The organism is Nonomuraea sp. NPDC052116, from assembly GCF_040680035.1.
In the GTDB taxonomy this organism is placed as follows: Bacteria; Actinomycetota; Actinomycetes; order Streptosporangiales; family Streptosporangiaceae; genus Nonomuraea; species Nonomuraea angiospora_A.
Window position 1 is genome coordinate 215762 of record NZ_JBFAWA010000007.1, and the last position, 12878, is coordinate 228639.

Here is a 12878-nt window from a genome sequence, read left to right on the forward strand (position 1 = left end):
GATCGCTCGTGAGACTCCAACGCGGCCTCCGCAAATGGGCCGTGACCGTGACCGCCGCGAGTGTCGCGGCCTTAGGGCTCGTCGTCGGCCAGAGCACGGCAGCCAACGCCGCCGTCGCCTGCGACGTGACCTACTCTGCCAACTCGTGGACCAGCAGCCCCGGCCAGGGCGGTTTCACCGCGAGCATCACGTTGAAGAACACCGGTGACCCCATCACCTCGTGGAACCTGGGCTTCGACTACCCGACCACGGGGCAGAAGTACACCCCGACGGGCTGGGGCGCCAACTGGAGCCAGTCGGGCACGCGGGTGACCGGGACGAACATGCCGTACAACGGCAGCCTGAGCACCGGCGGCTCGGTCTCCATCGGCTTCAACGGCACCTGGACCGGCAGCAACCCGAACCCGACCGCGTTCACCGTGAACGGGGTCACCTGCGGCGGCGGCGGGAACCCCACCACCCCGTCGGTGGTCACCTCGGCCAGCTCGGTCGCGGTGAACGAGGGCGGCACGGCCACGTTCACGGCCCGGCTCTCCTCGGCCCCGTCCGCCAACGTGACCGTCACCACCACCCGGACCAGCGGTGACACCGACCTGTCCGTCAGCTCGGGCGACTCGCTGACCTTCACCCCCTCCAACTGGAACACCGCCCAGACCGTCGCCCTGGCCGCGGCCCAGGACTCCGACACGACCGCGGGCACCGCCTCCTTCACCGTCGGCGGCACCGGCGTCACCCCGGCCACGGTCTCGGCCACCGAGGTGGACGACGACGCCGTGGTGGAGCAGTCGATCATCGTGACGCCGACCGCGGTGACCGTGCCCGAGGGCGCCACCGCCACGTACACCGTGCGCCTGGCCGCCGCGCCGACCTCAAACGTGACCGTCACCTCGACGGCGGGCACCGGCGACACCAACATCACCGTCTCCGGTGGCGGCAGCCTCACGTTCACGTCGTCCAACTGGAACACCCCGCAGACGGTCACCCTGGCCGCCTCCGAGGACTCCGACACGGCCAACGGCAGCCGCACCATCACCGTCGCCTCGACCGGTCTGACCTCCAGGACGGTCACCGCCACCGAGGCCGACAACGACGGCGGCACCACCCCCGGCGGCCACGTCGAGAACCCGTACGCCGGCGCCACCGGCTACGTCAACCCCGACTGGAAGGCCAAGGCCCAGGCCGAGCCCGGCGGCTCCGCGGTGGCCAACACCTCCACCGCCGTCTGGCTGGACCGCATCGCGGCCATCGCCGGCTCCTCCTCCGCCATGGGTCTGCGCGCCCACCTGGACGAGGCCGTCAGGCAGGACGCCGCCAACGGCTCGACGCCGCTGACCGTCCAGTTCGTCATCTACGACCTGCCCAACCGCGACTGCTCGGCGCTGGCCTCCAACGGCGAGCTGCTCGTCGCCGAGAACGGGCTCAACCGCTACAAGACCGAGTACATCGACCCGATCTCGGCGATCATGAGCGACTCCGCGTACGCGAACCTGCGCATCGTCACGATCATCGAGCCCGACTCGCTGCCCAACCTGGTCACCAACCTCAGCTTCGCCAAGTGCGCCGAGGCCAACTCGACCGGTGCCTACGTCGACGGCGTCCGCTACGCGCTCAACAAGCTGCACGCCATCACCAACGTCTACACCTACATCGACGCCGCCCACCACGCCTGGCTGGGCTGGGACTCGAACTTCAACCCGTCCGTCAACATCTTCTACAACACCGTCGCCGGCGCCACCGCCGGTGTGGACAGCGTGGACGGCTTCATCGTCAACACCGCCAACACCTCCGCGACCACCGAGCCGTACTTCACGATCAACTCGACCGTGAACGGCACGTCGGTCCGGCAGTCCAAGTGGGTGGACTGGAACTGGTACGTCGACGAGGCGACGTTCGCCACGGCCCTGCGCAGCGCCCTCATCTCCAAGGGCTTCAAGAACGGGCTCGGCATGCTGGTCGACACCTCGCGCAACGGCTGGGGCGGCTCCGCCCGCCCGAGCGGGCCGAGCACCTCGACCGTCCTGGACGACTTCGTCAACCAGTCGCGCACCGACCGCCGCATCCACGCCGGCAACTGGTGCAACCAGAGCGGCGCCGGTATGGGCGCGCGGCCGACCGCCAACCCGGCGGCCGGGTTCGACGCCTACGTCTGGATCAAGCCTCCGGGCGAGTCGGACGGCGCCAGCTCGGACATCCCGAACGACGAGGGCAAGAAGTTCGACCGGATGTGCGACCCGACCTACCACGGCAACAACCTCAACGGCAACAACCTGACCGGCGCGCTGCCCAACGCGCCGCTGTCGGGCCGCTGGTTCTCGGCGCAGTTCCAGGAGCTGCTGAGGAACGCCTACCCGCCCGTCAACTGACGACCGTCAGGACCGGGGGCCATCGCCCCCGGCATGAGCCCGAGAGACCCGCCTGACCCGGGTCTCTCGGAGGGACCCGCCTGACCCGGGTCCCTCGATTCACCCGAAGGGGCCCCGTCCGCGGGGCCCCTTCACCTCTGCGCTCTGCGCCACTCCGAGACGATCTCGTCAACGTCGAAGGGCATCAGGTTGAGCGGCGGCCCGGACAGCCCCGTCCTGATCGCGTCGCGGATCTGCCGGTCGATCCAGCTCTCGAACGGCATGCCCAGGGGTTTCCGCTCGGTCAAGACGGCCTCCTCAGGCCAGGTTGTGACTCGGGGTCAGCGGGCCACGCCAGCCGAGCATGGCCTCGGTCATGCGTACGGACGCGACCGTGGCGGCCACGTCGTGCACCCGCAGGATGCGGGCGCCCTTGACGATCGAGAAGACGTTGGCGGCGATCGTGCCCTCCCTCCGCTCCCCCTGGGGCCGGTCGAGCGTCTCGCCGATGAAGTCCTTGTTGGACAGGGCCACCAGCGTCGGGTAGCCGATCGCGGTGATCTCCTCCAGCCGCCGGGTGATCTCCAGGGAGTGGAAGGTGTTCTTGTTCAGGTCGTGGCCGGGGTCGATGATGATCCGGTCCGGGGCGATCCCGGCCTCCAGCGCGTACGCGACCCGCTCGCGCAGGTAGCCGGCCACCTCGGCGACGACGTCCTGGTAGCTCGGCCGGAAGACGCGCCTGCCCGGGCCCCCGAGGCTGTGCGTCACGATCACGCTGACCCCCGACTTGGCCGCGAACTCCGCCATGCCGGGCTCGCGCAGGCCGTTGGTGTCGTTGATCACGTCCGCGCCCGCGTCCACGGCCGCCCGCGCCACGTCGGGCCGGTGGGTGTCGACGGAGATGACGGCGTCGGTGGCCTTCCTGACCTCGGCGATGACCGGGGCCACCCGGTCGATCTCCTCGTCCGCGCCGATCTGCGCCTGGGCCGCGGAGAAGGCGAACCCGCCGATGTCCACCCAGTCGGCCCCGTCGTCCACGGCCCGGCACGCGGCCGTCACGGCGTTGTCGAGCTCGAACGTGCTGCCCTGGTCGTGGAAGGAGTTGGGCGTCCTGTTGACGATGGCCATGACGGCGACCTGGCGCGCGAAATCGAACTCCCGCCGCCCGATGCGCCGGACGGGCGAGATGATCCCCGGAGAAAGCGCTTCGCCGCTCACGTAGCGAGCCTACCTGGCCCCCGACCACCCGGCGCGGAGCGGGGGTCAGGCCATGAACCGGCCGAAGGGGCGGCAGCCGGCCATCACGCGGATGCGTTTCATGACCTCGTGGGCCGCGCGATCGGGCCCGCCCGGCAGCCGCATCGTGAGCAGGACCGTCGTCCCCCCTGGACCGGTGTCGAAGTCGGCCGTGTCGCACAGCCGGCGGATGAGGTAGATCCCCCTGCCGCCCTGCGCGAGTTCGAGCGGGGTGATGCTGCCGTTGACATACCCGTCGGGGATGCCCATCCCCTCGTCGGACGTCTCCGAGCGGATGACGCCGTCCACCGTCCACAGCTTGAAGTACCCGTGCCCACCCCCGTGCTCCACGGCGTTGACGACGCTCTCGTGCACGGCCAGGACGAAGTCGTCCAGCCGAGGGCTGCTCAGCCCGCAGCTCCTGGCGCACTCGGCCACGGCGCGGCGCAGCCTGGTGACGTCGTCGAGGGTGAAGGGCTGGGCCATCAGGGTCCGCATGCGCTCCCTCCGTGTCGTCCGACAGGGCGGCTACAGGGCGGCTCTCGCGCTTCAGGACCTCGCGTCGTGTGTCACGTTCCCCCGGAGGAGACGACTTACACCCCGGACGCCCCACCGACACCGGCGGCGAGCTCCTTGACGCGGCCGACGGGCCCGCCGTCGGGGGCCAGCGGCGCGGTGTCCATGCCGGCCCCGTCGTGCAGCCCCTCGAACAGCTCCCGCACGGCCTCCCACGACGGGTGCCGCGGCGTCCACCCCAGCACGTCCCTGGCGCGGTCGGTCTTCATGATCGGGGCCCGCAGGACCAGGTCCAGCAGGCCGGGCGCGGCCGGCAGGAGCCGCAGGTGCCAGGCCGCCGACATGACCGTCCTGGCCACGGCGGGCGAGACCGGGACCGTACGGGTGCCGAGCAGCTTGGCCAGGTCGGGCGGGTCGAGCACGGGCGCGGCGGCGAGGTTGAACGCCCCCCGCACCTCCTTGGTGACGGCCAGCCGGTACGCCTCCGCCGCGTCCTCCGCGTGCAGCGCCTGCAGCCGCAGGCCCGGGATGTCCGGCACGAACGGGATCCGCCCCTCCTTGATCAGCCACCCCGGCACGAACGGCCCGCCGAACAGCCTGCGCTGCTCGGTGGCGGCCACCCGCTGGAAGACGAACCCCGGCCGCATCCGCACCACCCGGATGCTCGGGTGATCGTTCTCGAAGACGTCGAGCACCCGCTCGACGTACGCCTTCTCCCGCCCGTACGCGGCCCCCGGCCAGCCGTGCGTGGGCCAGCTCTCGTCCACCGCCCGGTCCTCGGGCCCCGGCGAGTACGCGCCCACGGACGAGGCGTGGACGAGCGCGGGCACCCCCGCCTCGGCGACGGCGCGGAAGACGCGCATGCTGCCCAGCACGTTCGCCCGCCAGGTCGTCGCCGGGTCCCTGGTGGGCTGGAACAGCCACGCGAGATGGACGACGGCGTCCGCCCCGTCGAAGATCCGCGTCAGATCCGCGGTCGCGACGTCCGCCTGCCGCCAGTCGGTGCGGTCGATCCGCCATCCGGGCAGCCGACGGGCGACCCCGACGATCGAGGTCACGCCGTCGTCGGCGGCCAGCGCACGCACCAGGCTGGTGCCGACGTTGCCGGTCGCACCCACCACAACGACTCTCATGGGTGCTTCGCTGCCCGCCGATCGGGCAGCGAAACCCCTCTGACCTGCCAGATTATGGCTGGAGCAGGATCTTGACGGCTCCGTCGGACTTCTTCTGGAACATCTCGTACGCGAGGGGCGCCTGCTCCAGGGGCATCCGATGGGTGGCGAGGTCCATCACGCCGAGCGGATCCGACTCGTCGATCACCAGCGGCATCAGCGCGCTGGTCCACCGCCGGACATGGGTCTGCCCCATGCGCATCGTGATGCCCTTGTCGAACATGCGCAGCATGGGCATGGGGTCCGTCATACCCCCGTAGTTGCCGACGACGGAGATGACGCCACCGCGCCGTACGGCGTCGATGGCCTGGTTGAGCGCGGCGAGGCGGTCGACGCCCGTGTGCGACATGAGCGGCGCGGCCACCGCTCCGGGCAGCATCGTGGCGATCGTCTGGGCGAGCTTGGCGGCCGGGGAGCCGTGGGCCTCCATGCCGACCGCGTCGATGACGGAGTCCGTGCCGCGCCCGGAGGTCCGCTGCCGGACCTCCTCGGGGACGTCGGTGATCTCGCTCGCGTCGATGACCTCGATGCCGTGGCGGCGGGCCATCTCCAGGCGCTGTATGACGCCGTCCACGCCGATCACCTGGTAGCCGAGGTGGCGGGCGATGCGGCAGCACATCTGGCCGATGGGACCGAGGCCGAAGACGGTGACGCTGCCGCCCTCGGGGACGTCCGCGTCCGCGACGGCCTGCCAGGCGGTCGGCAGCACGTCGGACAGGTAGAGGAAGCGCTCGTCCGGCGGCCCCTCGGGCACCTTGATCGGGCCGAACTGCGCCTCGGGCACCCGCAGGTACTGGGCCTGCCCGCCGGGCACCTGGCCGTAGAGCTTGGTGTAGCCGTAGAGGGCCGCTCCGGTGCCCTGCTCGCGCACCTGCGTGGTCTCGCACTGCGCGTAGAGCTGCATGTCGCACATGTGGCAGTGGCCACAGGAGATGTTGAACGGGATGACCACGCGGTCACCCGGCTTGATGTTCTCGATCGCGGAGCCGACCTCCTCGACGACGCCCATGGGCTCGTGCCCGATGATGTCGCCCTCGGCCATGAACGGCCCGAGCACCTCGTACAGGTGCAGGTCGGAGCCGCAGATCCCGGTGGTGGTGATCCTGATGACCGCGTCGTTGGGCTCCTTGATGGCGGGGTCAAGAACCTCCTCGACCCGGATGTCGCGCTTGCCGTGCCAGGTGACTGCCTTCATGGTGCCTCCTTACGGAATAGCCATAAATGCCGCATACCCGGACATATGCCATCAAATCTGCAGTGGCTCCCGATGACCTCCCGACACGCCTGGATCTTGGCAAAGGGCGAACGCTCCGCGCCAAAACGCTTTACACGCTCTGTATTGGGTGAGTAACTATTGGTAGCTGACGCCCTGACAGAAGGAGCCGCGCGCATGCCGGTGAGCTTCACTCAGCACAACGTTGGATCACGCATCGACCGTCGCCTGGCCGGTTTCCTCGAGACCTGGCGAGCTCCCGTCGACGACCCCGACGTCGAGGCGGCGTACCAGTTGCTCACCGACTTCGTCCTCAACGGCGGCAAGCGCGTCAGGCCGCAGCTCTGCTACTGGGGCTGGCGGGGCGCCGGCGGGGGCGACGGGGACGAGATCATCACCGCCGCCGCGTCCCTGGAGCTCTGCCACGCGGGCCTGCTCATCCACGACGACATCATGGACGGCAGCGAGCTGCGGCGCGGCCGGGCCACCGTGCACAGGAGCCTGGCCGGGCTGCACCGCGGCCCGGGCTCGGACGCGTTCGGGCAGGCGGGCGGCATCCTGCTCGGCACGCTGAGCCTGGCCTGGTCCGACACCATGCTGTCGTCGTGCGGCGTGGAGCCGCACCGGCTGCGGGCCGCGCACCACGTGTTCGACACCATGCGCACCGAGGTCATCAGCGGCCAGTATCTCGACGTCCTGGCCCAGCTCCGCTCGGGCGCGAGCGTGGACGAGGCGCTCACGGTGATCCGGTTCAAGACCGCCAAGTACACCGTCGAGCGGCCGCTGCAGATCGGCGGCGCGCTGGCCGGGGCCTCGCTGGAGCTGCTGGAGTCCTACTCGCGCTTCGGCCTGCCGCTGGGCGAGGCCTTCCAGCTCCGCGACGACGTGCTCGGCACGTTCGGCCTGGAGTCGGAGACCGGCAAGTCGGCGCTGGACGACCTGCGCGAGGGCAAGCACACCGTGCTCGTCGCGCACGCCGTGCTGCGGGCCACCCCCGCCCAGCTCGCCCATCTCAAGAGCTGGCACGGCAACCCGGAGCTGACCGAGGAGCGCGCCGAGGAGCTGCGGCAGATCCTGCGCGACACGGGAGCGCTGGCCGAGGTCGAGGAAATGATCGAAGACCGTGTGCGCGAGGCCGTGACGGCACTGGCCGCGGCGCGGATGGAGCCGGAGGCCGCGAGAGCGCTGGCCGTGCTGGCCGACCAGCTCGCGCACCGCACCAAGTAGAGGGGTTCCCCAGATGGGACAGGTTCTTCTCGCGGCCCCGCGCGGCTTCTGCGCGGGTGTCGAGCGTGCGATCAGCACCGTCGAAGAGGCGTTGAGACGCTTCGGTCCGCCGGTCTACGTGCGCAAACAGATCGTGCACAACACGTACGTGGTCGACGACCTCACCCGGCGCGGCGCGATCTTCGTCGAGGAGCTCGACGAGGTCCCCGACGGGTCGCTGGTCGTCTTCTCCGCCCACGGCGTCGCGCCGGCGGTCAAGGACGAGGCGGGCCTGCGCGGCCTGCGGACGATCGACGCCACCTGCCCGCTGGTCACGAAGGTCCACAAAGAGGCCGTGCGCATGGCCGAGGCGGGCTACGAGATCGTGCTCATTGGCCACGCCGAGCACGAGGAGGTCGAGGGCACGTTCGGCGAGGCCCCCGAGCGCATCCACGTCGTGGACCCGGCCAGGCCCGACGAGCTGACGGCGGGCGGCTCGCGCCCGATGAGCTGGCTGTCGCAGACCACGCTGGCCGTGGACGAGACCATGCAGGCCGTCGCCGAGCTGCGCAAACGCTTCCCCCAGCTGGTCGACCCGCCCAGCGACGACATCTGCTACGCCAGCCAGAACCGCCAGGAGGCGATCACCAGGATCGCCCCGCGGTGCGAGCTGGTCATCGTCGTCGGCTCCGCCAACTCGTCGAACTCGCTGCGGCTGGTCGAAGTGGCCCTCAACGCGGGCGCGGGGGCGGCCTACCTGATCGACCGGGCCACCGACGCCGACGAGCGCTGGCTCGACGGCGTGCGGACCGTCGGGGTCAGCTCCGGCGCCTCCGTCCCCGAGCGGCTGGTCGGGGAGTTACTCGGCTGGCTCGCCGCCCACGGATACGACGACGTGGAGCCGGTGACCGTGACCGAGGAGACCCTCACGTTCTCCCTGCCGCTCGAAATCCGATCCACCCGCAACCCCGGCTAGGTCCCAAACCCAGATTGGTGGTGCAGCACGATGACCGAAACGACCAACTCGCCCACACCTGAGGCCGCCAACGGCAACAGCCAGCTCAGCCTCAGCACCGAGGCCGCCAGACAGCTCGCGACCACGACCAAGACGGCGCCGCAGATGCAGGAGATCACCTCCCGCTGGCTGCTGCGGCTGTTGCCGTGGGTGCAGTGTTCGGGCGGTGTGTTCCGGGTCAACCGGCGGCTGACGTACGAGCTGGGTGACGGCCGCATCACGTTCAGCACGACCGGTTCGGACGTGCGGGTCATCCCTGCGGAGCTCACCGAGCTGCCCATGCTGCGCGGCTTCGACGATACGGAGGTGCTGGGGGCGCTGGCCGATCGTTTCGCCCAGCGTGAGGTGGAGGCGGGCGAGGAGATCGTCTCCGAGGGCCGCCCCGTTGACCGGCTCGTGCTGATCGCCCACGGCCGGGTGGCCAAGGTGAGCCGCGGCGCGTACGGCGACGAGCAGAACATCGGCGTCCTGGCCGACGGCGACTATCTCGGTGAGGCGACGCTGACGAGTGGCGGCAGTTTCGACTTCACCGCGCGGGCCAAGACCAAGACCACCGTGCTCACGCTGTCCCGGCAGGACTTCGAGCAGCTCGCCGACCAGTCTCCCGGCCTGCGCGAGCACCTGGACCAGTGGCTTTCGGCGAGCGGGGAGCACGCCCACAACGACTACGGCGAGGCGGCGATCGACCTGTCGGCCGGCCACAGCGGCGAGCCCGTGCTGCCCGGCACGTTCGTGGACTACGAGCTGAGCCCGCGCGAGTACGAGCTGAGCGTGGCGCAGACGGTCCTGCGGGTGCACACCCGGGTCTCCGATCTGTACAACCAGCCGATGAGCCAGCTCGACCAGCAGCTCCGCCTCACCATCGAGGCCCTGCGCGAGCGGCAGGAACACGAGATGATCAACAACAAGGAGTTCGGCCTGCTCAACAACGCCGACTTCGGCCAGCGCATCCGCACCCGCTCGGGCCGCCCCACCCCCGACGACCTCGACGACCTGCTGGCCACCGTGTGGAAGGACCCGGCGTTCTTCCTCGCGCACCCGCAGGCCATCGCGGCCTTCGGCCGGGAGTGCAGCAAGCGCGGCGTCTACCCGCAGTCCATCGAGGCCTTCGGGCACAAGGTGCCGGCCTGGCGGGGCATCCCGATCTTCCCGTGCAACAAGATCCCGGTCTCCTCCACGTACACGACGTCGTTCCTGCTCATGCGTACCGGCCAGGAGAACCAGGGTGTCGTCGGCCTGCACCAGACCGGCATCCCCGACGAGTACCAGCCGAGCCTGTCGGTGCGGTTCATGAACATCAACGAGAAGGCGGTCATGTCCTACCTGGTGAGTGCGTACTACTCGCTGGCGGTGCTCGTGCCTGACGCGCTCGGCGTGCTGGAGGACGTCGAGGTCGGCAGGAACGGCTGAGCGAGGAACCGGACGGCCGGCACCGCCTGCGCGCGGTGCCGGCCGATCACTTACGTGGAGGAGCTGCCATGAGCCAGCCGTTCGAACTGCCGGACTTCTACATGCCGTACCCGGCGCGGCTGAACCCGCATCTCGAAGAGGCTCGCGCGCACTCCAGACAGTGGGCGCGCGACCTGGGCATGTCCGAAGGCTCCGGCATCTGGGAGGAGGCCGACCTCGACGCCCACGACTACGCGCTGCTGTGCTCGTACACGCATCCCGACTGCGACGCCGTCGAGCTCTGCCTGGTCACCGACTGGTACGTGTGGGTCTTCTTCTTCGACGACCACTTCCTGGAGGTCTTCAAGCGCACCGGCGACCTGGCGGGCAGCAAGGCGTACCTCGACCGGATCGCGCGGTTCATGCCGATGGGCGATGACCTGACCATGCCCGAGCCCACCAACCCCGTCGAGGCGGGCCTGGCCGACCTGTGGGTGCGTACGGTGCCCAGCAGGTCCGCGGACTGGCGGGCGCGCTTCGCCGAGAGCACCAGAAACCTGCTGAACGAGTCCCTCTGGGAGCTGGCCAACATCAACCGGGGGCGGGTGGCCAACCCGGTCGAGTACATCGAGATGCGCCGCAAGGTCGGCGGGGCTCCCTGGTCGGCGGGGCTCGTCGAGCATGCGGTGGGCGCCGAGGTGCCCGCCCGGCTGGCCGGGACCCGGCCGTTGCGGGTGCTGAAGGACGCCTTCGCGGACGCGGTCCACCTGCGTAACGACCTGTTCTCGTACGAGCGGGAGGTCGGGGACGAGGGTGAGCTGAGCAACGGCGTGCTGGTGCTGGAGAGGTTCCTGGGATGCGGCACGCAGGAGGCCGCGGACGCGGTCAACGACCTGCTGACCTCGCGGATGCAGCAGTTCGAGCACACGGCGCTGGGCGAGCTGGGCCCGCTGTTCGTGGAGTACGGCGTCGACCCGCTCACCGCGGCCGGCGTGCTGGCCTACGTCAAGGGGCTGCAGGACTGGCAGTCGGGCGGGCACGAGTGGCACCTGCGCTCCAGCCGGTACATGAACAAGCGGGTCGCCGCCCGCAAGCCGCTGGGCATGCCGTCGATCGTCAACATGCTGGGGGCCAAGCGGCTGCGTAACTTCACGTACGTGCCGTACCAACGGGTGGGGCCCTCACGGATCCCCGACCTGCCCATGCCGTTCCAGGTCCGGCTGTCGTCCCATCTCGACGCCGCCCGGCGCAACACCGTGGCCTGGTGCGGGGAGATGGGGATGCTCGACTCGACCCTGTGGGACGAGCAACGGCTCGTCGACCTCGACCTGCCTCTGTGCACCGCGGGCCTGCATCCCGACGGCGGTCCCGAGGAGCTGGACCTGGCGTCTTACTGGATGGCGTGGGGCACGTACGCGGACGACTACTTCCCGGCCGTCTTCGGCCGGTCCCGCAACCTCGCGGCGGCCAGGATCGCGGTGGAGCGGTTCTCGGCGTTCATGCCGCTGGACGGCTCGCCCGCGCCGACGCCCGCGAGCGTGCTGGAGCGGGGCCTGGCCGACGTCTGGGCGCGTACGGTGGGGCCGATGCCGCCGGAGGGGCGCCGCGAGCTGCGCGCGGCGGTCGAGAGCACGTGCCTCGCCTGGCTGTGGGAGCTGGGCAACCAGTTCGCCAACCGCATCCCCGACCCCGTGGACTTCGTCGAGATGCGCCGGCAGGCCGCCGGCAGCGAGCTGACCATGAGCTTCAGCCGGATGCGGCACGGCCGGCGGCTCCCCCGTGAGCTGCGCGAGAGCGGGCCGATCCGGTCACTGGAGAACACCGCCGCCGACTGCGGGACGCTGATCAACGACGTCTTCTCCTACCAGAAGGAGATCGAGTTCGAGGGGGACCTGCACAACGGCATCCTGGTGGTGCAGCACTTCTTCGACTGCGACTACCCGACGGCGCTCGGCATCGTGACCGACCTGCTGGACTCGCGGGTGGGCCAGTTCCAGCACATCGTCGAGCACGAGCTGCCGGTCGTCGCCGACGACCTCGACCTCGACGCGGACACCCGGCAGGACCTCGACGCGTTCGTGGACGGGTTGCGTAACTGGGTTGCCGGGGTGTTCCACTGGCACCACCACTGCTCCCGGTTCGACGAGGCCTCGCTGCTGCGCCACAACCGGGTGCCCGAGCGGCGGCTGGGCGGGCCGACGGGCCTCGGCACCTCGGCGGCCTACGCGGGCAGGTGATGGGTGCGGGGCTCGTAGAACCAGCCCATCATGCGGAGCAGTCGCCGCTGGTACGGCGTGACGTTGTGCAGGCGGATCCACCGCTCCGCGGGCGGCAGCGTGGGCATGACGAGCACCCGCAGGCCGGAGACGTCGATGAAGGTCAGCTCGCCCGTGTCGACGACGATGTACGCGCCCTGGCGGCATCCCGCCAGGGTGTCGGCCACCGCGGGGCTGTTGGAGGCGTCGATCTCGCCGACCAGCGCGACAGCCGGCGGTCCGGGCGCCGCGCGCACCGTGATCGTCAGCTGCCCATCCTGGTAGAGCAACCGCTCTTGGACGCTCACGCTCTTCGCCCCCCAACACGCACGCTCTGGGGGTGTAATCCGGTCTCCGGCAAATAACCAGAACCCAGGTTACACGAAGTATGTTTGGCTATGTAATTTTCGCCGGAAAATGACCGAATTACGGGGAAATTATGAAGGGCACGGCATGGCCGTGCCCTTGACTGCTGCGAAAGATCCGACTCGGATGGTGCCGCCCCGGCCCGGGGGAGCGCTCCGGCAAGGTGCC

General features: G+C 70.1%; 11 protein-coding genes. 5 read left to right on the forward strand and 6 right to left on the reverse strand.

The genetic code is table 11. The features are described 5' to 3' along the window. Nucleotides 1–8 precede the first annotated feature (8 nt). Entirely contained in the window at nucleotides 9–2363 is a 2355-nt protein-coding gene (locus AB0L65_RS15760) for a glycoside hydrolase family 6 protein (RefSeq protein WP_364245328.1), read from the forward strand. A 131-nt stretch (nucleotides 2364–2494) separates the two neighbouring features. Here the strand turns inward: AB0L65_RS15760 and AB0L65_RS15765 are convergent, their stop codons facing one another. The 5 genes from AB0L65_RS15765 to AB0L65_RS15785 all read right to left on the reverse strand — a co-directional run bounded on the left by AB0L65_RS15765 (nucleotide 2495) and on the right by AB0L65_RS15785 (nucleotide 6461). Further along, complete coding sequence (locus tag AB0L65_RS15765; RefSeq protein ID WP_364245331.1) at nucleotides 2495–2650, reverse strand: hypothetical protein; 156 nt, start codon at nucleotides 2648–2650, stop codon at nucleotides 2495–2497. A 10-nt stretch (nucleotides 2651–2660) separates the two neighbouring features. Next, on the reverse strand, nucleotides 2661–3560 hold the full coding sequence (gene folP, locus AB0L65_RS15770; RefSeq protein WP_364245334.1) for a dihydropteroate synthase: 900 nt from the start codon (nucleotides 3558–3560) through the stop codon (nucleotides 2661–2663). Nucleotides 3561–3605: 45 nt separating this feature from the next. After that, a complete protein-coding gene (locus AB0L65_RS15775) occupies nucleotides 3606–4076 on the reverse strand; it encodes an ATP-binding protein (RefSeq protein ID WP_364245337.1) in 471 nt (156 codons plus the stop codon). A 95-nt stretch (nucleotides 4077–4171) separates the two neighbouring features. Then, the gene (locus AB0L65_RS15780; protein WP_355193653.1) at nucleotides 4172–5227 is read right to left on the reverse strand and encodes an NAD-dependent epimerase/dehydratase family protein; all 1056 of its coding nucleotides are present in this window, start codon (nucleotides 5225–5227) and stop codon (nucleotides 4172–4174) included. Nucleotides 5228–5279: 52 nt separating this feature from the next. After that, nucleotides 5280–6461, reverse strand: coding sequence for a zinc-dependent alcohol dehydrogenase (locus AB0L65_RS15785; protein WP_364245340.1), 1182 nt, complete (start codon nucleotides 6459–6461; stop codon nucleotides 5280–5282). A 195-nt stretch (nucleotides 6462–6656) separates the two neighbouring features. Between AB0L65_RS15785 and AB0L65_RS15790 the strand changes: the two genes are divergently transcribed. The 4 genes from AB0L65_RS15790 to AB0L65_RS15805 all read left to right on the forward strand — a co-directional run bounded on the left by AB0L65_RS15790 (nucleotide 6657) and on the right by AB0L65_RS15805 (nucleotide 12326). After that, entirely contained in the window at nucleotides 6657–7706 is a 1050-nt protein-coding gene (locus AB0L65_RS15790) for a polyprenyl synthetase family protein (protein ID WP_364245343.1), read from the forward strand. 13 nt (nucleotides 7707–7719) lie between these two features. Further along, on the forward strand, nucleotides 7720–8661 hold the full coding sequence (locus AB0L65_RS15795; protein WP_364245345.1) for a 4-hydroxy-3-methylbut-2-enyl diphosphate reductase: 942 nt from the start codon (nucleotides 7720–7722) through the stop codon (nucleotides 8659–8661). Nucleotides 8662–8691: 30 nt separating this feature from the next. Further along, nucleotides 8692–10110 carry a family 2B encapsulin nanocompartment shell protein gene (locus tag AB0L65_RS15800; protein ID WP_364245348.1) on the forward strand — a complete coding sequence of 473 codons (1419 nt, stop codon included), beginning with the start codon at nucleotides 8692–8694 and terminating at the stop codon, nucleotides 10108–10110. A 68-nt stretch (nucleotides 10111–10178) separates the two neighbouring features. Further along, on the forward strand, nucleotides 10179–12326 hold the full coding sequence (locus AB0L65_RS15805; RefSeq protein WP_364245351.1) for a terpene synthase family protein: 2148 nt from the start codon (nucleotides 10179–10181) through the stop codon (nucleotides 12324–12326). Here AB0L65_RS15805 and AB0L65_RS15810 read toward each other — a convergent pair. Then, nucleotides 12311–12652: an STAS domain-containing protein gene (locus AB0L65_RS15810; protein ID WP_350723662.1), complete on the reverse strand. Its 342-nt coding sequence runs from the start codon at nucleotides 12650–12652 to the stop codon at nucleotides 12311–12313. The two genes, AB0L65_RS15805 and AB0L65_RS15810, sit on opposite strands and share 16 nt — an antisense overlap. Between the last annotated feature and the right edge of the window lie 226 nt (nucleotides 12653–12878).

Excerpts from the sequence above, each read along its gene's own strand:
- AB0L65_RS15800 (WP_364245348.1), top strand. The coding sequence starts at position 8,692 with ATGACCGAAACGACCAACTCGCCCACACCTGAGGCCGCCAACGGCAAC.
- AB0L65_RS15805 (WP_364245351.1), top strand. The coding sequence starts at position 10,179 with ATGAGCCAGCCGTTCGAACTGCCGGACTTCTACATGCCGTACCCGGCG.
- AB0L65_RS15790 (WP_364245343.1), top strand. The coding sequence starts at position 6,657 with ATGCCGGTGAGCTTCACTCAGCACAACGTTGGATCACGCATCGACCGT.
- AB0L65_RS15775 (WP_364245337.1), bottom strand. The coding sequence starts at position 4,076 with ATGCGGACCCTGATGGCCCAGCCCTTCACCCTCGACGACGTCACCAGG.
- AB0L65_RS15780 (WP_355193653.1), bottom strand. The coding sequence starts at position 5,227 with ATGAGAGTCGTTGTGGTGGGTGCGACCGGCAACGTCGGCACCAGCCTG.
- AB0L65_RS15785 (WP_364245340.1), bottom strand. The coding sequence starts at position 6,461 with ATGAAGGCAGTCACCTGGCACGGCAAGCGCGACATCCGGGTCGAGGAG.
- AB0L65_RS15795 (WP_364245345.1), top strand. The coding sequence starts at position 7,720 with ATGGGACAGGTTCTTCTCGCGGCCCCGCGCGGCTTCTGCGCGGGTGTC.